Consider the following 19,091-nt stretch of genomic DNA (forward strand, 5'->3'; position numbering starts at 1 on the left):
ATGGTGTCATGTGTTGTAGGTGGATGCGCGTGGCGGGCCGAATTTTGTCGGCTGGGACACGCTTTTACCAGATGGTGACGCGCTGGGCGGGGTCGAGCCACATGCCATCCCCGTGCTTGACGCCAAATGCGTTGGCGAAGGCGTCGAGGTTGCGCAGTACCTGGTTGCAGCGGAATTCGGCGGGGGAGTGAGGATCGATGGCCAGCATCTGGCGGGCGAATTGTGGACGGGTTGCCGTGCGCCACGCGCGTGCCCAGGAGAAGAAGAAGCGCTGGGGACCGTTGATGCCGTCGATGACGGGGGCGGTCTGCGGGGTGAGGCCCTGCTCGGCCAGGGCTGCCACCCACGCCTTCCAGGCGATCGTCATGCCGCCCAGGTCGCCGATGTTCTCACCGATGGTTAGGGCGCCGTTAACGTGGGGGAGCGAGCGTTCGACGCTTTCCTCGCTGTCGCCGCTCTCTTCCTTATTGTCCTCGGAGGGCAAGAGGACAGAGGGCGTGAGGACGTCGTACTGTCCGATGAGCGCGTGGGTGCGTTCCTCGAAGGCGGCGCGGTCCTCGTCGGTCCACCAGTTCGACAGGTTACCGCGACCGTCGTAGCGGGAGCCCTGGTCGTCGAAGCCATGGCCGATCTCGTGGCCGATGACCGCGCCGATTGCGCCGAAGTTCACTGCGTCATCGGCCTGGGCGTCAAAGAACGGGGGCTGGAGGATTGCGGCGGGGAACACGATTTCGTTCTGCGTGGGGTTGTAGTAGGCGTTGACGGTCTGGGGCGTCATGTACCATTCGTCGCGGTCGACGGGGCACCCGAGCTTGTCCCATTCGCGGTCGGTGGCGTGGGCGCTGGCGGCGCGGATGTTGTCCACGAGCGTAGCGGCCGGGTCCAGGTGCAGCGTCGAGTAGTCGCGCCACTTGACGGGGTAGCCGATCTTCGGGTTGAAGGTCGCCAGCTTGGCCAGCGCCTTCTCCTTCGTCTCTTCACTCATCCAGTCGAGGCTGCGAATCGATTCTCCGTATGCGTGAAGGAGGCGGCCCACCAGCGCGTCCATCGCGTCCTTCGCGTCGGGTGGGAAATGGCGGGCCACCCAGGCGCGCCCCATGGCCTCGCCCAGGTAGGACTCGATGAGCGACAGCGCGCGCTTCCAACGCGGGCGCAGCTCTTGCGTGCCCGCCAGGGTGCGGCCGTGGAAGTCGAAGTTCTCCTGGACGAAGTCGGCCGAGAGCAGGGAGGCGCGCGCGTCGATGGCTGACGCGCTCAGCCACTCCTTGAGGGTGGCCAGGTCGGTGTGTTCCCACAGGGAGGCGGCACCGCGCAGGTAGTCGGGCTGGTCGACGTTGACGACGAGGCCGGAGACGGGCATGTGGGCTCCGCGCGCCCACGCGTCCCAGTCGAAGCCAGGCGCGAGCCTCGTGAGCTCGCTCCACAGGGTTGGATTGTCAGACAGGAGTGGATCACGGTTGGAGACCGAGTCGCGGTGGTGCGAGGCGATGGCCGTTTCCAGAGCCATGATGCGCCGTGCCGCGCCCTCGGGGTCGGGCATACCCGCCAGGGAGAGGAGTCGAGCGGTGTGGGCGATGTATGCGTCGCGGATTGGGGCATAATCCTCCTCGCGGTAGTAGGCCTCGTCGGGCAGACCGATACCGGACTGGACCAGGGAGACCATATAGGCGGAGGAATCGTGCGGATCGGTGCCCACGTAGGCGCCGACGAGGCCACCAATGCCAGTGCGCATGAGGAAACCCATGGCCTCGGCCAGTTCGTCGCGGCTCGTGCATGCCTCAATGAATTCTAGGTCGGCGTGCAGGGGAGCGCTGCCGGCGGCCTCGATAGCGTCTTCGTCGAGGAACTGCGTCCACAGGACCGCGATGCGCTGCGCGTCCGGGTCGTCGAGTCTTCCGGCTGCTGCGTCCTGAGCAATTGTGCGGGCATATTTTTCGGAGGCATCGCGCAGTGCATGGAATGCGCCGTCCATGGGACGGTCGGCGGGAATTTCGTGGGTCGCCAGCCACGTGCCGTTCACGTGGCGATAAAAATCGTCTTGGGGGCGCACGGTGCGGTCCATGTTCGCGGTTTCGAGGACGCGTGCGAGCAGTGTGTTCGTCATGCCATAACTGTAGGTTGTTTTGGGGGCTTTGTGCGTGGCCTAGGCATTTCTCCGACGCGACAGGCGATTTACGTGAGGCTTATAGGGCTCTTCGCATTTTGGGGTGTGGGGGGTGGTGTTGGCATGGGGTCGGGGCCTGCCCGATGATTGAGGTTGCAACACTTCAAACGCTGGGAGGCCCCGACATGTCTAATGCTACCTTTTCTGCTCCGGATATGACGATTTATTGCGGGTTGGAGGAGCTGGGCTTGGTGGCTGTGGGGATGTGCTGCCAAGGGGGTGGGTTCGTCCTGAAGTGCCGTGTGGCTAATCCTGTTCGGCTGTGTCCAGGGTGTGGGCGCCCGGGGTATTCGCTGGGGTCGCGTACCCGGCGCTTAGCGCACGAACCGCGGGGGCATCAGCCCACGACGCTGGTGGTGTATGTGGGACGTTACCACTGTCGCGTGTGTTCTCATTTCTGGTGTGATGACATCAGCCAGGCGGCTCCCCCGCGCGCCAAGCTCTCCTTTGGGGCCTTGCGCTGGGGGCTTGTGTGCTTGATCGCTGACAATATGTCCATGAACCGGATCGCCGCTCACCTGGCGGTAGCCTGGCATACTGCCAACGAGGCGATACTGGCCTATGGCGACGAACTCCTGCTCGCGGATTCGACTCGCTTTGAAGGCGTGCGCGTCATTGGGGTTGATGAGCACGTGTGGCGTCATCGGGGTGGGGACAAGTACGCCACGGTGATCGTGGACTTGACCCCTGTGCGCGACCATACTGGCCCGGCCCGCCTCCTGGACGTGGTGCAAGGCCGCTCCAAACGCGTCTTGTCTTCCTGGCTGGCCGCGCGCCCCCAAGAATGGAAGGACAACATCGAGATCGTGGCGATGGATGGGTTCAGTGGCTATAAAAGCGCAGCAGTCAGCCAGCTTCCAGGGGCGGTGGCGGTGATGGATCCCTTCCATGTTGTTCATATCGCTATCGACGCCCTAGAGCAGTGCCGCCAGCGCGTCCAGCAAGAAACCCTGGGGCATCGCGGCCGCAAGGGTGACCCCTTGTACGCGGCCCGTAAAACGCTCCTGACCGGCACTGACATCCTCACCGACACATCCCAGGCGCGCTTGGATGCTTTATTCGCCTGCCCCAACCACGCTGACGTGCACACCACCTGGAGAATCTACCAGGACCTCCTAGCAGCCTACCGTGATCGTGACCCCAGGCGCGGCAAAAACACCCTCCGCCAGCTCATCACGACGATCACCCGCCCGGGCTTGCCACACACATGCATCGAGCTAGCCCGCATGGGCAGAACCCTCAAACGCAGAGCCAGGGACATCCTGGCCTACTTCGACCACCCCCACACCAGCAACGGCCCCACCGAAGCCATCAACGGACGCCTCGAACACCTCCGCGGCATCGCCCAAGGATTCATCAACCACCGAAACTACCGCCTACGCTGCCTCCTCCACTCCGGCGGATTCCAACACCTCCTACACCCTTAAATGCGAAGAGCCGCTTATAGGCCGTTATTCGTGGTTTCTTGGGGAATTTTGGGGCGAAAGTGCGAATGGTACTTTCGCGCACACTGAGCGTGCACATTTGTGCATTGGCCAGTGTGAATTCGTTCAGATGGGGATGGAGGGGGCAGAATAGTAAGCGCAATGAGGCACATCCTCATGAAGACGTGAAGGGAAATAACACGGTGAAGACACTTCGCACTGACGTGTGCGTCATCGGTGGCGGCTCCACCGGTGCCGGCGTCGTCCGCGACGTCGTGATGCGCGGCTTCTCAGCTGTCCTCGTCGACCGGGCCGATATTGCTCAGGGGACCTCCGGCCGCTTCCACGGCCTGCTCCACTCCGGTGCACGCTACATCGCCTCCGACCCCGAGTCGGCCACAGAATGCGCAGAAGAAAACGAGATCGTCAAGCGCATCAACGCTAACGCCATCGAGGCCACCGGCGGCCTCTTCGTGGTGACCGCTCACGACGATGAAGACTACGCGGACCAGTTCCTGGCCCGCGCCGCTGCCGCAAAGGTGCCAGCGGAGGAAATCTCCATCGCCGAGGCACTGCGACGCGAACCCCGACTGGACCCGCGCATCAAGCGCGCGTTCGCTGTTCAGGACGGAACGGTCGACGGCTGGCAGATGACGTGGGGAGCCATCCGCTCCGCCCAGGCCTATGGAGCGCAGATCTTGACCTACCACCGCGTGACCGCCATCGAGCGTGAAGAAGACCGTATTTCAGCCGTCATCGTTCACGATGAGCGAGGTGGCGAGGACGTTCGCATCGAATGCGGCTTCGTCTTGAACTGCGGCGGCCCCTGGGCCGGCACAATCGCGGGCATGGCCGACTGCCACGGCGTCGACGTCGTCGCTGGCGCCGGCATCATGATCGCCATGAACCACCGCCTCACGCACTCGGTCATCAACCGCTGCGTGTGGCCCGCCGACGGCGACATCCTCGTGCCCGACCACACGGTGTGCATCATCGGCACCACCGACCTCAAGTCTGACNACGCGCAACGTGCGCATCCCCGCCGGTGTCGGTGCCCTGCGCCCCACCTGCCTGATTCCCCCCTCGATGCAGGCCGGAATCCCCCGGGCGGGCGAACGCTACGCGATCGTGGGCCTGGCGCGCTTCAAGGACTTCTACCCCAGCCTCGTCGCCGAGAACCTCTCGCGCCAAAGCGGCCCCGACGGTGCCCCGATCAAGGCCCGCGCCCTGAGTGTCGACTACGTCGTGCGCGATGGGGAGGTTGACTCCGTGGGAACCGTGCACGCGCGCAGCCTCGACCACGAGGAGAATCGGGCGCGCCTGGCTGCCCAGATTCGTCCCCTGCTGGAAGAGGGCGAGATCGTGGGCCTGCCCGCGGTCCTCGGCCTCGACGATCCGGGAGCGTGGCGGGACCTGGCGGATAAGCTCGGACACCCGGTCTTCGAGATCCCGGTCCAGCCCCCGTCGGTGCCCGGTATGCGCCTGAACGCACTGCTGACTCGCATGGCGAGCGCCAAGGCGCGCGTCATCCTCGGCTCGCCCCTCAAGGCCCTGCACGGCGCGCACGGGCGCGTTCAGGCCGTCGAGTACGCCAGCGCAGGACGGGCCACCCGCGTCGAGACGCGCGCCGTCATCCTGGCTGCCGGCGGCTTCGAGTCCGGCGCCCTGGAGCTGGACTCCTATGGCGTCGTGCGCGACACTGTGTGCGCTCTGCCCGTCATGGGCCCCACCGGTCAGCTGCTGCACGCCGACTTCTGGGGCGACGAACAGCCCCTGTTCCTGGCCGGCCTGGCCGTCGACGACTCGATGCGCGTCGTCGACGAAAACGGCAAGGCCGTGTACACCAACCTGTTTGCCGCGGGCGGCAACCTGGCCGGCGCCACCCGCTGGCGCGAAAAGAGCGGTGAAGGCATCGCTCTGGCCAGCGCTCTGGCCGCCGTCGACGCGATCGTGGAGGAGCTGAAATGACCCTGGAAATGTCAACGCTGATGGGACCGGGCGTGGAAGAAGCCGACATGTTCTCCCTGGAGGGTGACGCCGCGCTGCGCGCCAGCCTGGATGCCTGCGTCAAGTGCACGATCTGCGAGACCCAGTGCCCCGTCATGCGCGTCACCGACCTGTTCGGCGGCCCGAAGTACTCCGGCCCGCAGGCCGAGCGCTTCCGCAAGGACGGGCAGATGGTCGATAAGTCCATCGACTACTGCTCCTCGTGCGGCACCTGCTCGCTCGTGTGCCCCCAGGGCGTGAAGGTCACCGAGATCATCCACCACAGGCGCACCGCCATGAAGGAAGCCCACGGCATCCCCATGCGCGACCGCCTCATCGGGCGAACCTCGCTGATTGGCACCATGATGACCCCGGTCGCCCCCATCGCGAACTGGGCGCTCGACGTCAAGCCGATCCGCGTGGCGATGGAGGCCATCATCGGCGTGCACCGCTCCGCGCCGATGCCGCGCGCCTACGGGCGCACGTTCGAGGGCTGGTTCAAGAAGCACAAGCCGCTGCCGAACTCTGGCACGCGCGGCCAGGTGATCTTCTTCCACGGCTGCGCCGGTCAGTACTTCGAGGTGGAGACCTCCATCCATTCCGTGTTGGTCCTCGAGCACCTCGGCTACGAGGTCCTGGTCCCCAAGCACGGGTGCTGCGGCCTGGCCCTGCAGTCCAACGGCCTGTACAAGGACGCGCGCAAGTACGTCTCGAAGCTGACGAACGACCTGCGCAGCGTCAACCGTGATGCCCCGATCATCTCCGCGTCCGGCTCGTGCGCGGGCATGCTGCGCCACGAGGCGCACGAGATCCTGGAGATGGACACGCCCGAGCTCACGGATGTGGGTTCGCGCATGTGGGACATCAGCGAATTCCTGCTGCACCTGTACGACAAGGGCGAGCTGGACACCAACTTCCAGCGCATCGACGTCACCATCCCGTACCACGCCCCCTGCCAGGTCAAGTCCCAGGGGCTGGGCAAGCCAGCCATCGAGCTGATGAGCCTGATTCCCGGCGTGACCGTCAAGGACTCCGAGCAGCCCTGCTGTGGCATTGCGGGTACTTACGGCATGAAGAAGGAGAAGTACGCGGTCGCCCAGGCCGTGGGCGCCCCCGTCTTTGACTTCATCAAGCAGGTCAACGCCGAGCTGGCGGCCTGCGACACGGAGACGTGTCGTTGGCAGCTGCGCACGGCCACGGGCGCGAACGTCGTCCACCCGATCTGGCTGATCCACAAGGCATACGGCCTGCCCAACGGCTGACGCCTCACGCGGTATCCCCGGGCGCGCGAGACAATGCGCGCCCGGGGATATTAGTGTGTGCCTATGAGCATCTCTCGTCGCGTTGTTGTCACTGGTGCCTCCACCGGAATCGGGTGGGCTACCGCCCGCCTGTTGGCCCAGCGGGGGTGGAGTGTCGTCGCGGTGGCGAGGCGTCGCGAGCGCTTGGAGGCTCTCGCGAAGCAGATCGGCTGCGAGTACTGGGCGGCGGACCTGACCGATGAAGCCCAGGTGAAGCAGATGGCTGCCCACATCCTGGAGGGTGGCCCCGTGGACGCGCTGGTGAACAACACCGGCGGTGCCATCGGCGTCGACCGCGTGGCGGAGGGTGATCCCGCGAGGTGGAGCGCGATGTTCGAGCGCAATGTGATGACGGCCCTGCACTGTACGCGCGCCTTCCTGCCGGGGATGCGCGAGCGCGGGGGAGACCTCGTCTTCCTGACCTCGACCGCGGCCCACGACACCTACCCGGGAGGCGGGGGGTATGTCGCCGCCAAGCACGCCGAGCGCATCATCGCCAACACGCTGCGCCAAGAACTGGTGGGCGAGCCCGTGCGCGTCATCGAGATCGCGCCCGGCATGGTGCGCACCGAAGAGTTCTCGCTCAACCGGCTCGGCTCCCAGGAGGCGGCCGACCGCGTCTACGAGGGGGTCGCCGCCCCGCTCGTCGCCNCGACGCAGCGCGTCAGGCCCCTGCGCGACGAGGCAGACCCATCGCCATGCGCACCCTCGCCCGCGCCCAGGCGCGACGACAACGCCAACGAACACGCCAGCAAGGCGACGCCCGACGCGATAATGCCCAGGCGTGCCGACGGCGGCACGAACGAGCCGTAGCGACCCGACAGCGCCATCCACAACAGCGCGGCCCCCAAGCCAGCCAGTGAGAGGGCCTCCAACGCGGGTGCGATGCGATCCACGAGCTTCACGACAGGACCCCCATCCACCAAGCGCCGCCCACGACAAGAACAGCAACCACTGTCACCGTCACGAACAAGCGCACCACGAAGGCACTACGGAACTGGGAGGCCAGAAGCGCCACATTCTTCACGTCCATCATCGGCCCGTACACCATGAAACCCAAAAGGGCCCCTATCGGCGCCAACGACGCCAACGACCGCGCGATCACCGCGTCAGAGGACGAACACAGGGACAGGGCGAAACCGGCCCCCATCATGAGGGCCAACGCGCCGCNAGCGCTTGGAGGCTCTCGCGAAGCAGATCGGCTGCGAGTACTGGGCGGCGGACCTGACCGATGAAGCCCAGGTGAAGCAGATGGCTGCCCACATCCTGGAGGGTGGCCCCGTGGACGCGCTGGTGAACAACACCGGCGGTGCCATCGGCGTCGACCGCGTGGCGGAGGGTGATCCCGCGAGGTGGAGCGCGATGTTCGAGCGCAATGTGATGACGGCCCTGCACTGTACGCGCGCCTTCCTGCCGGGGATGCGCGAGCGCGGGGGAGACCTCGTCTTCCTGACCTCGACCGCGGCCCACGACACCTACCCGGGAGGCGGGGGGTATGTCGCCGCCAAGCACGCCGAGCGCATCATCGCCAACACGCTGCGCCAAGAACTGGTGGGCGAGCCCGTGCGCGTCATCGAGATCGCGCCCGGCATGGTGCGCACCGAAGAGTTCTCGCTCAACCGGCTCGGCTCCCAGGAGGCGGCCGACCGCGTCTACGAGGGGGTCGCCGCCCCGCTCGTCGCCGAGGACATTGCGGAGGCGATCGTGTGGACCCTGGAGCGCCCCTCCCACGTCAACATTGACTCGATGATCGTGCGCCCGGTGGCCCAGGCGACAAACACGCTCGTGGCCAGGAAAGCCGCGCAGTAGAGTCCGCGCGCTCACAGCGTAGGAACGAGGCCGGGGCGGGCTGGTGCGCGGCGAGCGGTGAGCGTCCCCGGCCTCGTTCCTTCTACTTGGTCCAGCCCAGGATGCGCACGACGCCCGGGACATCCTCGGTGGTCGTCGTGACCTGGGTGGCGTCGCCGCCTGCGACGGGGGCGACGAAGATGGGTAGCGAGAGGTCGGAGTAGGTGTCCTTGGGTGACGCGTACAGTGCCATCTGCGTGCCGTCGGGGCTCACGGCTAGCCATCCTTCGATGGTGTGAGTGCTCTCCAGGCCGGGCAGGCTGACTTTCGTCCAGTTGGAAACGAGCAGCGTCTGGTCCTCCGGGGTGGTCTGGGCGAGAGGCATGCCCGGCGTGGAGTAGATGGTGCCCTGGTCGATCGTGAGGCACGTGCCGTCGGGGGTGACGGCGTCCGCGCCGAAACAGCCGACGCCGGCCTCGTTGGCGACCCACATCGAGGTCTTGGTGCGCTGGATGGACAGGTCGGGCATGACTTGGAATCGCGCGTAGTTTTCGACCGTGAAGTCGGTGGGAACGGCCTCGGGCGCTTCAGTTTCTGAGGGGAAACGATAGATTGTGCCGACGCGATCCGATGCGGCGTCCTTGTCGATGTGGGCCACGTAGATGGCTCCGTCGGGACCGAATTGTGCGAAGTGATTGGACACGGGGGTGTGTCCGCTCGGCGTGGGGATCGCGTCGTTGAGGACGGTGAGCGTGCCGTCCGTGGAGACCACGGCTACCTTTTCGTTCTCGCCGTCGTTGTTCGCGACGATCATGCGTGAGAAGTCGGGGGAATAGCACTGCATATACTCGCACATGTACCCCGGTGCGGACAGGTACTCGCTCGGGAAGGTGAAGGTACGCGTCGCCGTGATCGTGCCCGATTGCGGGTCGATGGCCCGCACGGTGGTGACCGTCGTGTCGNGCAGGGCGGCCCCATCGCGCGCCGCGCCCCCGAGATTCGCGCCGTGCTGGTGCGCGAGAAGTCCTACGTGCACTCCTACCCGCACTGCTGGCGCTGCCGCAAGCCTCTCATGTACAAGGCCGTGTCCTCGTGGTTCGTTCGCGTGACACAGATCCGTGATCGCATGGTGGAGCTCAACCAAGAGATCACCTGGACCCCCGCGCACATCAAGGATGGCATCTTCGGCAAGTGGCTGGAGGGCGCGCGCGACTGGTCGATCTCGCGTAACCGCTTCTGGGGCGCGCCGATCCCCGTGTGGGTGTCGGACGATCCGGCGTACCCGCGCACGGACGTCTATGGCTCCATCGCCCAGCTGGAGGCCGACTTCGGCGTGAAAGTGACGGACTTCCACCGTCCTTTCATCGACTCTCTGACGCGCCCGAACCCGGACGACCCGACGGGCAAGTCGACGATGCGTCGCATCTCCGACGTGTTCGACTGCTGGTTCGAGTCCGGTTCGATGCCCTTCGCACAGGTGCACTACCCGTTCGAGAACCAGGAGTGGTTCGAGAACCACTACCCGGGCGACTTCATCGTCGAGTACATCGGTCAGACGCGCGGCTGGTTCTACACGCTACACGTCCTGGCAACCGCGCTCTTCGATCGTCCCGCGTTCCGCTCCTGCGTCTCCCACGGCATCGTGCTGGGTGACGACGGCCTGAAGATGAGTAAGTCGCTGCGTAACTACCCGGACGTGGCCGAGGTGTTCAACAAGTACGGCTCCGACGCGATGCGTTGGTTCCTCATGTCGAGCCCGGTCGTGCGCGGCGGCAACCTGATCGTCAAGGAGGAGTCGATCCGCGACACCGTCCGTCAGGTGCTGCTGCCGATCTGGAACACGTACTACTTCTTCACGCTGTACGCGGGCGCCTGCAACAAGGGTGAGGGCTACGAGGCCAAGCGCCTCGATCTGTCGTCGCCCGAGGCCGTGGCCGCGCTGGCGCAGATGGATCGCTACCTGCTGGCCCACACCCGCACCCTCGCGCAGGACGTGCGTGGCGCGCTGGACGGCTATGACGTTGCTGGTGCTTGCGATGCGATTCGCGACTACCTGGACGTCCTGACGAACTGGTACGTGCGTACCCAGCGTCAGCGCTTCTGGGACGAGGACGGTGCCGCGTTCGACACGCTGTACACGGCTCTCGTGACGCTCATGGAGCTGGCGGCGCCCCTGCTGCCGCTGCTGAGTGAGGAGATTTGGCGCGGTCTGACGGGCGGGGAATCCGTGCACCTGACGGACTTCCCGGTTATCGACGAGGCTGTGGATGCCCCCGAGCTGGTCGCCGCCATGGACGAGGTTCGTTCGATCGTGTCGTCGGCTCACGCGCTGCGCAAGACGCATCAGCTGCGCGTGCGCCAGCCTTTGGCATCTTTGCAGGTTGTGTCCGAGCATTTTGCGGCGCTGGAACCCTTCGCGGATCTGATTGCTTCAGAGGTCAACGTGAAGTCTGTGGTGTTCGCTTCTCCCGAGACGTCGGGCCTGAGCGTCCGCACCGAGCTCGCTCTGAACCCGCGCGCCTTCGAGCCGGCGGTTCGTAAGCTGACGAGTCAGCTGTTCAAGGCGCAGAAGGCGGGCGAGTGGGAGCTCACGGACGATGGCGCGTGCCGTTTCGCTTCCGTCGAGCTGGATGGGGCGCCGCTGGTGCTCACGGGCGACATGTTCTCGGTGTCCACCTCGGTGGACGCCGCCGAGGGCCAGGTCGCGGACGTTCTGGCGTCGGGCACCTTCGTGGTGCTCGATACGGAGCTGACCCCTGAGCTCGAGGCCGAGGGCTACGCTCGCGACGTCGTGCGCGCCGTTCAGGACGAGCGTAAGAACGCGGGCCTGCACATCGCGGACCGCATCGACCTGTCGCTGACGGTTCCCGCCGATCACGTGGCCGACGTGGAGGCCTGGCGCGACATGATCGCCGCGGAGACCCTTGCGCTGTCTCTGACGGTTGAGGCCGGCGACAAGCTCGCCGTGAGCGTCGCCAAGCACTGAGTGCTGTTGTTGAGGCGGGTGGGCTGCGCATTGGTGCAGCCCACCCGCCCGTATACGCGGGGGCCGGGAGGACAACCTCCCGGCCCCAACATTGTGTGTCGATCAGATGGGTTTTTCGTTATGGAACATCGATGTCGGCCCGCTCCATGGTGACCTTCTTGGTGACTCCCAGTGCGGTCACGCTGTAGGAGATCGTGTCATCGGAGTAGGTGAAGGTCTTGGTCTCGTCAGAGGATGCAAGAATTGCCGATCCGGTTTTTTCTGTATCGTTGACGGAATCCCACGTGTATGGGGTCTTAGAATCTGTTGGGGCAACGTAGCTGCCCGCCCAGTACAGAGCGTCACTGTCGGGAGTGTGCCAGTAGATCTCGATGGTGTCGGCGGTGACTCTAGCGATCTGGTAGCTGTCTTCGTTCGGGTTCTTTTCTTGCCAGGTGCCCGTCAGGTTTGCTGGCGTGGCCGGAGATTCGGTAGTAGGTGCGGCAGTGCTGGCCTGCTGGTGTGGTGTGTTCGAAGCCGAGCTCTCGGTAGTGCTTGAGCATGCTCCGAGGGTAGTGAGTGCAATGATGCACGCTGCAGAAATGATCGCTTGTTTCATGGGTTCCTCCGGTGCAATTGATGTGTGATGGGTCGGCTCGCCTGTGCGGATGATGACACCCTAACCCGAATAGTTAATGCGTAATTGTTGTGTTGGTGGCGTGTTGGGCTTACCGGTGAAGCAGTCTGAGAATGTGGAGGTCGCCTCGTGAATATTTTGTCGTTAGGAGTCCTCCAGTGTCCCCCGGGAGGCTCGGTGACGATTATGTGGGTAGGTTACGAGAATGCGGATAGGTTAATAACCTATCCGCATCCCGATAAACTATCCGCGAGAGCACAACCTATCCGCATGCGTGAGCGCCAACCGGGAAACGGCCATCTCTTGGCCGAGGATTACCTGGCGGCGTCGATTGCCGCCTTCGCCGTCTTAAGGTCGACGCCGGTGCGGTCCTTGTAGTTCTTGACGGCGTAGATCATCCTGCCCTCAGCGATCATCTGGATCTCCACTGCGTTCAGTNGGGCTTCGCGGTCCCCGCGCACACGCGCCGGTGCGACGAGGCCGTGGCCGGGCATGTGGGGGAGGTGGGCTGCGCTGTGGGCAGACAGACGCCCGCCCAGTAGGCGCGTGAGCAGTCGCTTCGCTACACTGGGTTCTCGCTACGATCCGGCCCGCAACAGCGGGGTATCACCGGGGAGCATCCGGAAGAAAGAGGAGCGCGAAAGCCGGCCACGGCCTCGTCCCCTCCAGTAGAACCGGACGGGAGGGCCCGACACAGCCCCAACGAAGCGGCCGCACCCGACCTACGGGAGCGGCAAGCGGGGTGGTACCGCGGGTGCCGGCGACGCCGGTCCTCGTCCCTGTATAGGCGCGAGACGAGGACACTCATGACGAAGCACGGCTTCTACCCCCGCCACCGGCAAGACGAGGTGGACCCCAGCCCTTCCTTCCCCGCGATGGAAGAGGGCACCCTGGCGTTCTGGGCCAGCGATGACACCTTCCGCAAGTCTGTGCAGATGCGCGACGCGGGCGAGAACGGCTCCAACGAATTCGTGTTCTACGACGGCCCGCCTTTCGCCAACGGCCTGCCCCACTACGGTCACCTGCTGACCGGCTACATCAAGGACGTTGTCGGTCGTTACCAGACCATGCTTGGACACCACGTCGAGCGTCGCTTCGGCTGGGACACGCACGGCCTGCCCGCCGAGCTTGAGGCGCAGCGCCAGCTGGGAATCGAGGACGTCACCGAGATCACCCGTGAGGGCGGCGTCGGTATCGAGGCGTTCAATGCTGCGTGCCGCTCCTCCGTCCTGCGCTACACGAAGGAGTGGGAGGAGTACGTCACCCGCCAGGCCCGCTGGGTGGACTTCGAGAACGACTACAAGACGCTCGACATGTCCTACACCGAGTCCGTGCTGTGGGCATTCAAGCAGCTCTACGACAAGGGCCTTGCCTACCAGGGGCACCGCGTCCTGCCCTACTGCTGGAACGACCGCACGCCGCTGAGCAACCACGAGCTCAAGATGGACGACGAGATCTATCGGGACCGCACGGACAACACGGTGACGGTGGGCCTGCGCCTGGAGACCAAGCTGCGCGAGGATTCGGCCCGCCCCGAGCTGGCCCTCATCTGGACGACCACGCCCTGGACCCTGCCCTCGAACTCGGCCGTCGCCGTGGGCCCGCAGATCGAGTACTCCCTCGTCGAGGTTGCCTCCGACCATGAGGGAAACCTCGCGGGCGAGCGTGTCATGATCGCCACCGAGCTGATCCCGGCGTATGCGAAGGAACTCGGTGAGGACCCGACCGTCGTCGCCACCTACAAGGGCCACGAGCTGGTGGGTACCCATTACCACCCGATCTACGACTACTTCGACACCCCCGAGCGCCGCGCCGAGGGCGGAGCCCCCGGCCCCAACGGCTGGTCCATCATCGCCGCCGACTACGTGACGACGACGGACGGCACCGGCCTGGTCCACCAGGCTCCCGCATTCGGTGAAGACGATATGTGGACCTGTNGGACAACCTCCCGGCCCCAACATTGTGTGTCGATCAGATGGGTTTTTCGTTATGGAACATCGATGTCGGCCCGCTCCATGGTGACCTTCTTGGTGACTCCCAGTGCGGTCACGCTGTAGGAGATCGTGTCATCGGAGTAGGTGAAGGTCTTGGTCTCGTCAGAGGATGCAAGAATTGCCGATCCGGTTTTTTCTGTATCGTTGACGGAATCCCACGTGTATGGGGTCTTAGAATCTGTTGGGGCAACGTAGCTGCCCGCCCAGTACAGAGCGTCACTGTCGGGAGTGTGCCAGTAGATCTCGATGGTGTCGGCGGTGACTCTAGCGATCTGGTAGCTGTCTTCGTTCGGGTTCTTTTCTTGCCAGGTGCCCGTCAGGTTTGCTGGCGTGGCCGGAGATTCGGTAGTAGGTGCGGCAGTGCTGGCCTGCTGGTGTGGTGTGTTCGAAGCCGAGCTCTCGGTAGTGCTTGAGCATGCTCCGAGGGTAGTGAGTGCAATGATGCACGCTGCAGAAATGATCGCTTGTTTCATGGGTTCCTCCGGTGCAATTGATGTGTGATGGGTCGGCTCGCCTGTGCGGATGATGACACCCTAACCCGAATAGTTAATGCGTAATTGTTGTGTTGGTGGCGTGTTGGGCTTACCGGTGAAGCAGTCTGAGAATGTGGAGGTCGCCTCGTGAATATTTTGTCGTTAGGAGTCCTCCAGTGTCCCCCGGGAGGCTCGGTGACGATTATGTGGGTAGGTTACGAGAATGCGGATAGGTTAATAACCTATCCGCATCCCGATAAACTATCCGCGAGAGCACAACCTATCCGCATGCGTGAGCGCCAACCGGGAAACGGCCATCTCTTGGCCGAGGATTACCTGGCGGCGTCGATTGCCGCCTTCGCCGTCTTAAGGTCGACGCCGGTGCGGTCCTTGTAGTTCTTGACGGCGTAGATCATCCTGCCCTCAGCGATCATCTGGATCTCCACTGCGTTCAGTTCCGGCAACGAGGCCGGGGAAGAGGTAGCAGGAACCGGCGTGGGGGCCGCTGCTTCGGGAGCGGGGAAGGAAGATCCGGCCAGGGCCGTGACGCCCGCGTCGGCGTACGCGGCGCGCAGGCGGGCCTCGAGGGTCGCGACCTGTTCCTTCAGACGCTGGTTCTCGACGCGCAGCTCCTCAATCTCGGATGCCCGACTAAACCACGTACCCATGTGCCGCCTCCTTGGGGGACCATCTTGATGGAATGATCCTATCCGTTACGTGGTGTCGACGGAATCTCTTTGGTAAGGAAGCCATCGCACGTGGACAGAGGATGGGTGCGCTCCGCCCCGGCCTCGTTGATGAATTCTCACCTGCGCGTCGCGAGGACGCGCCGTGATTGGCGAAACAGGCCGACCGCGCTGCGCAGGCCGGTAAAATGGCCGGGACACTGCGACGAGTGGAGGACACATGGCAGGCGAATCGTTCTTCGGGCAAGACCCCGCCCACGACGACCAGCGCGGCGGCATCCCGGCCGACCTGATCCCGTACCTGGAAGCGGCCGACGAGGTCGAGGACACCCAGGCGGGGGAGACGAGCGACCCGCAGGCCGAGGAGAGCGAACGCGAGGCCGCCCTGCGTGCCCTCGTCGAACACTCCTTGCTGTTAGGTCCCGACCCCTCCGTCCTCGCCGAAATCGAGGGCGAGGTGGACGACGACTTCGCTGACGACGCCGCCGAGGCGCGCGACGAGCGCGCCTCCCACGAGGCCGCCCTCGCCCGCGCCGAGGAAGACATGGCCCTGGATGCGCGCGTGCAGGAGATCTACCGCTCCATCGTTGCGCGCGCCCCCGAGCACGACATCGACCCGACCCTTGACCGCGTGAAGCTCGCGCTCGACATCCTGGGTGACCCGCAGAACTCCTACCCGTCGATCCACATCACGGGCACCAACGGCAAGACCTCCACGTCGCGCATGATCGACTCGCTGCTCACCGCTTTCGGCATGAAGACGGGCCGTTTCACCAGCCCGCATCTGCTCGACGTGCGCGAACGCGTCTCGCTCGAAGGACATCCGATCACGCGTGAGGGCTTTGTGCGCGCCTGGGAGGACATCGCACCCTACGTCGGCATGGTCGATGAGCGCAGCCAGGAGGAAGGCGGCCCGCGCCTATCCTTCTTCGAGGTCTTCACGATCATGGCGTACGCTGCCTTCGCGGACTACCCGGTCGACGCCGCCGTCGTCGAGGTCGGCATGGGCGGGCGCTGGGACGCCACGAACGTCATCGATGCTGGGGTCTCCGTCATCACACCGATCGCCCTGGACCACACCAAGTGGCTCGGCTCCACGATCGAGGAAATCGCGCGCGAAAAAGCCGGCATCATCAAGCCCGGCCAGATCGTCGTCATCATGAAGCAGGAAGAGGCCGTCCTCGACATCCTCCTCGAGCGGGCGCGCTCCGTCGACGCTATCGCGCGCGTCGAGGGCCGCGACTTCGAGGTCGTGGGCCGCCAGATGGGGGTGGGCGGCCAGATGGTCACCATCCGTACGCCATCCGCGATCTACGAAGACGTCTTCGTCCCCCTGTTCGGGCAGTATCAGGCGCACAACGCGGCGGCCGCCCTCGTCGCCGTCGAGGCTTTCATGGGCGGGCGCGGCCTCGACGGGCGCATCGTCGAGCAGGGCCTCATGAACGCCTCCAGCCCGGGACGCATGCAGGTCGTACGTCATTCGCCCACGATCATTGTCGATGCGGCGCACAACCCCGCGGGCGCTGCCACTCTGCGCGAAGCCGTGGAGTCCTCCTTCTCTTTCGCGCGCATCGTGGGTGTGTACGCGGCCATGGGGGACAAGGACATTGAGGGTGTCCTGTCTGAGGTCGAACCCTTCCTCGATCACCTTGTCCTCACGCAGATGCCGGGTGAGCGCGCGGCCGACGTTGCGCGCCTAGCGGAGGTCGCCGAAGAGGTCTTCGGACCGGACCGGGTAGATGTGCGCGACTCGCTCGCCGATGCGGTCGATCGTGCAGCGGAGATCGCCGAGGCCGGGGCGCAGCCCGCGGATCGCAGCGGAATCCTTGTGTTTGGCTCAGTCATGCTGGCCGGAGAAATGCTGGCCTTGGCAGGGCACTCCCCACGATGACATGCCCGTGAGCTGAGGCAGCCGCCATTCGGCGACCGCCTCAGTTGGGTTTTTGTGTGAAACGTGGCACGATGATGAGGTCTACAAGAAAAGATGAGCGCTTTGCAAGGAGGCACCATGAAGAAGCTCGTCAATGATGTCCACGCCGTCGTCCGCGAAACCCTGGAGGGATTCGCCCTGGCACACCCCGACCTCGTCGACGTTCACTACTCGCCCGATTTCGTCACCCGCGCCGTTCCGAAAGCTGACGGCAAGGTCGGCTTGGTCTCCGGTGGCGGATCCGGACATGAACCCCTGCATGCAGGCTTCGTCGGAGAAGGCATGCTGGACGCAGCCGTGCCCGGCGCAGTCTTCACGTCACCCACCCCCGATCCGATCCTGGAGGCCACGAAGGCCGCCGACCACGGCGCGGGCGTCCTCCATATCGTCAAGAACTACACTGGCGACGTCCTCAACTTCGAGACCGCAGCCGAGCTTGCCGACATGGAGGACATCCAGGTCTCCACGGTCGTCGTCAATGACGACGTCGCCGTCGAAGACTCCCTGTACACTGCGGGCCGCCGCGGCGTCGCAGGAACCATCTTCGTGGAGAAGATCGCGGGCGCTGCCGCCGAACGCGGCGACTCCCTGGAAGAAGTCACCCGCATTGCGACGAAAGTCAACGACCAGACCCGCTCCATGGGCCTTGCGCTCGGCCCCTGCACCGTGCCCCATGCGGGCAAGCCTTCCTTCGACCTGGGCGAGGACGAGATCGAGTTGGGTATCGGCATCCACGGTGAACCCGGCTACCGCCGCGGCTCTATGGAAAGCGCCGATACCCTCATCGCTGAACTCTACGAGCGCGTGCGCGACGACCTCGGCCTGAGCGAAGGCGAGCGCGTCGTTGCCCTCGTTAACGGCATGGGTGGCACTCCCATCTCTGAGCTCTACATCTGTTTCCGTGCCCTCGCGGCCCTCCTGACAAAGGACGGTATTGGCATCGCCCGCCAGATGGTCGGAAACTACGTCACCAGCCTGGAGATGCCCGGTGTGTCCGTCACCCTTATGCGCGCCGACGACGAACTCCTCGCCCTCTTTGACGCGCCCGTGGACACAGCGGCCTGGAAGTAAACGACCGAGCGGAACAAGGAGAGAGACGATGAGCGTTGATGCAGCGTGGGCACTGCGGTGGATCGAGACGTCGGCGGCCACTGTCGCCGAGCACCGCGACTACCTGGTGGACCTGGACCGAGCGATCGGCGATGGCGACCACGGTGAAAACATGGACCGCGGTTTTCGCGCCGCCGTTGCGGCCCTGCACGAAGACCAGCCGGACAGCGTCGCAGATATTCTGAAGACGGTCGCTAAGACCCTCATGTCCACGGTCGGCGGTGCCGCCGGACCCCTGTATGGAACGGCGTTCCTGCGCGCATCGAAGGCCGCGGGAGGCGCCAACCTGGACGGTGAGGGCGTTGCTGCGCTCATCGAGGGAGCGCTGGACGGTATCCAAGCGCGCGGCAAGGCAACCACGGGTGAAAAGACCATGGTCGATGCCTGGAGTCCTGCTCTTGACGCCGCGCGCGAGACTGCTCAGGCGGGAGGCGACGCGCTTGTCGTGCTGGAGGCCGCAGCTGCGGCTGCCGAGGCCGGAGCAGCCGCCACCGAGCCGATGCGCGCCACGAAGGGACGCGCCTCCTACCTGGGGGAGCGCTCCATCGGGCACCTCGACCCAGGAGCCGTCTCCACCTCGCTCATCTTGCGCGCCGCCGCGCGTGCCGCAGCCGAGGGTGGCGCGGCATGAGC

The 19,091-nt window shown here is 65.0% G+C and carries 11 protein-coding genes and 6 pseudogenes; 11 read left to right on the plus strand and 6 right to left on the minus strand.

The features are described from left to right. Positions 1-64: 64 nt before the first annotated feature. Complete coding sequence (locus tag BQ7477_RS08230) at positions 65-2,104, minus strand: M13 family metallopeptidase (protein ID WP_073983505.1); 2,040 nt, start codon at positions 2,102-2,104, stop codon at positions 65-67. Between the two features lie 185 nt (positions 2,105-2,289). On the opposite strand from BQ7477_RS08230, the gene BQ7477_RS08235 reads away from it, so the two are divergent. The 5 genes and pseudogenes from BQ7477_RS08235 to BQ7477_RS08255 form a co-directional block, all read left to right on the plus strand. After that, positions 2,290-3,591 carry an ISL3 family transposase gene (locus BQ7477_RS08235; RefSeq protein ID WP_073982757.1) on the plus strand — a complete coding sequence of 434 codons (1,302 nt, stop codon included), beginning with the start codon at positions 2,290-2,292 and terminating at the stop codon, positions 3,589-3,591. Between the two features lie 200 nt (positions 3,592-3,791). Then, positions 3,792-4,712, plus strand: a pseudogene (locus tag BQ7477_RS08240) (FAD-dependent oxidoreductase); the annotation flags it as partial. Continuing rightward, a pseudogene (gene glpB / locus BQ7477_RS08245) lies at positions 4,609-5,556 on the plus strand (glycerol-3-phosphate dehydrogenase subunit GlpB); the annotation flags it as partial. The pseudogenes BQ7477_RS08240 and glpB, both read left to right, overlap by 104 nt. Then, complete coding sequence (locus tag BQ7477_RS08250; protein ID WP_073983506.1) at positions 5,553-6,836, plus strand: anaerobic glycerol-3-phosphate dehydrogenase subunit C; 1,284 nt, start codon at positions 5,553-5,555, stop codon at positions 6,834-6,836. The pseudogene glpB and the gene BQ7477_RS08250, both read left to right, overlap by 4 nt. Before the next feature lie 63 nt (positions 6,837-6,899). Further along, positions 6,900-7,526, plus strand: a pseudogene (locus BQ7477_RS08255) (SDR family oxidoreductase); the annotation flags it as partial. Positions 7,527-7,776: 250 nt separating this feature from the next. On the opposite strand, the pseudogene BQ7477_RS08265 reads toward BQ7477_RS08255, so the two are convergent. Next, positions 7,777-8,049 (minus strand): annotated as a pseudogene (locus BQ7477_RS08265) (permease); the annotation flags it as partial. Between the two features lie 2 nt (positions 8,050-8,051). Between BQ7477_RS08265 and BQ7477_RS08270 the strand changes: the two are divergent. After that, complete coding sequence (locus BQ7477_RS08270) at positions 8,052-8,684, plus strand: SDR family NAD(P)-dependent oxidoreductase (RefSeq protein ID WP_073983507.1); 633 nt, start codon at positions 8,052-8,054, stop codon at positions 8,682-8,684. An 82-nt stretch (positions 8,685-8,766) separates the two neighbouring features. On the opposite strand, the gene BQ7477_RS08275 is transcribed toward BQ7477_RS08270, so the two are convergent. Then, complete coding sequence (locus BQ7477_RS08275) at positions 8,767-9,606, minus strand: hypothetical protein (RefSeq protein WP_200783495.1); 840 nt, start codon at positions 9,604-9,606, stop codon at positions 8,767-8,769. A gap of 21 nt (positions 9,607-9,627) precedes the next feature. On the opposite strand from BQ7477_RS08275, the pseudogene BQ7477_RS08280 reads away from it, so the two are divergent. Beyond that, positions 9,628-11,649 (plus strand): annotated as a pseudogene (locus tag BQ7477_RS08280) (class I tRNA ligase family protein); the annotation flags it as partial. A gap of 118 nt (positions 11,650-11,767) precedes the next feature. Here the strand turns inward: BQ7477_RS08280 and BQ7477_RS08285 are convergent. Further along, a complete protein-coding gene (locus tag BQ7477_RS08285) occupies positions 11,768-12,247 on the minus strand; it encodes a hypothetical protein (RefSeq protein WP_073983508.1) in 480 nt (159 codons plus the stop codon). Between the two features lie 824 nt (positions 12,248-13,071). On the opposite strand from BQ7477_RS08285, the pseudogene BQ7477_RS08300 reads away from it, so the two are divergent. Next, positions 13,072-14,202: pseudogene (locus BQ7477_RS08300) on the plus strand (class I tRNA ligase family protein); the annotation flags it as partial. 50 nt (positions 14,203-14,252) lie between these two features. Here the strand turns inward: BQ7477_RS08300 and BQ7477_RS08305 are convergent. Continuing rightward, a complete protein-coding gene (locus tag BQ7477_RS08305) occupies positions 14,253-14,732 on the minus strand; it encodes a hypothetical protein (RefSeq protein ID WP_073983508.1) in 480 nt (159 codons plus the stop codon). A gap of 332 nt (positions 14,733-15,064) precedes the next feature. Continuing rightward, positions 15,065-15,400: a hypothetical protein gene (locus BQ7477_RS08310; RefSeq protein WP_073983509.1), complete on the minus strand. Its 336-nt coding sequence runs from the start codon at positions 15,398-15,400 to the stop codon at positions 15,065-15,067. 238 nt (positions 15,401-15,638) lie between these two features. Here BQ7477_RS08310 and BQ7477_RS08315 point away from each other — a divergent pair, with 238 nt between their 5' ends. From BQ7477_RS08315 to dhaL, 3 genes are all read left to right on the plus strand, one after another. Further along, complete coding sequence (locus BQ7477_RS08315) at positions 15,639-17,309, plus strand: bifunctional folylpolyglutamate synthase/dihydrofolate synthase (RefSeq protein ID WP_073983510.1); 1,671 nt, start codon at positions 15,639-15,641, stop codon at positions 17,307-17,309. A gap of 117 nt (positions 17,310-17,426) precedes the next feature. After that, a complete protein-coding gene (dhaK, locus tag BQ7477_RS08320; protein WP_073983511.1) occupies positions 17,427-18,419 on the plus strand; it encodes a dihydroxyacetone kinase subunit DhaK in 993 nt (330 codons plus the stop codon). A 28-nt stretch (positions 18,420-18,447) separates the two neighbouring features. Beyond that, positions 18,448-19,089: a dihydroxyacetone kinase subunit DhaL gene (dhaL, locus tag BQ7477_RS08325; protein ID WP_073983512.1), complete on the plus strand. Its 642-nt coding sequence runs from the start codon at positions 18,448-18,450 to the stop codon at positions 19,087-19,089. Positions 19,090-19,091 lie beyond the last annotated feature (2 nt).

The organism is Actinomyces bouchesdurhonensis (assembly GCF_900128465.1).
Lineage (GTDB): Bacteria > Actinomycetota > Actinomycetes > Actinomycetales > Actinomycetaceae > Pauljensenia > Pauljensenia bouchesdurhonensis.

Bases quoted from the DNA above. Each gene is read 5' to 3' on its own strand.
- BQ7477_RS08310 (WP_073983509.1), bottom strand. From the start codon at position 15,400: ATGGGTACGTGGTTTAGTCGGGCATCCGAGATTGAGGAGCTGCGCGTC.
- BQ7477_RS08315 (WP_073983510.1), top strand. From the start codon at position 15,639: ATGGCAGGCGAATCGTTCTTCGGGCAAGACCCCGCCCACGACGACCAG.
- dhaK (WP_073983511.1), top strand. From the start codon at position 17,427: ATGAAGAAGCTCGTCAATGATGTCCACGCCGTCGTCCGCGAAACCCTG.
- BQ7477_RS08305 (WP_073983508.1), bottom strand. From the start codon at position 14,732: ATGAAACAAGCGATCATTTCTGCAGCGTGCATCATTGCACTCACTACC.
- BQ7477_RS08250 (WP_073983506.1), top strand. From the start codon at position 5,553: ATGACCCTGGAAATGTCAACGCTGATGGGACCGGGCGTGGAAGAAGCC.
- BQ7477_RS08285 (WP_073983508.1), bottom strand. From the start codon at position 12,247: ATGAAACAAGCGATCATTTCTGCAGCGTGCATCATTGCACTCACTACC.
- BQ7477_RS08235 (WP_073982757.1), top strand. From the start codon at position 2,290: ATGTCTAATGCTACCTTTTCTGCTCCGGATATGACGATTTATTGCGGG.
- dhaL (WP_073983512.1), top strand. From the start codon at position 18,448: ATGAGCGTTGATGCAGCGTGGGCACTGCGGTGGATCGAGACGTCGGCG.
- BQ7477_RS08230 (WP_073983505.1), bottom strand. From the start codon at position 2,104: ATGACGAACACACTGCTCGCACGCGTCCTCGAAACCGCGAACATGGAC.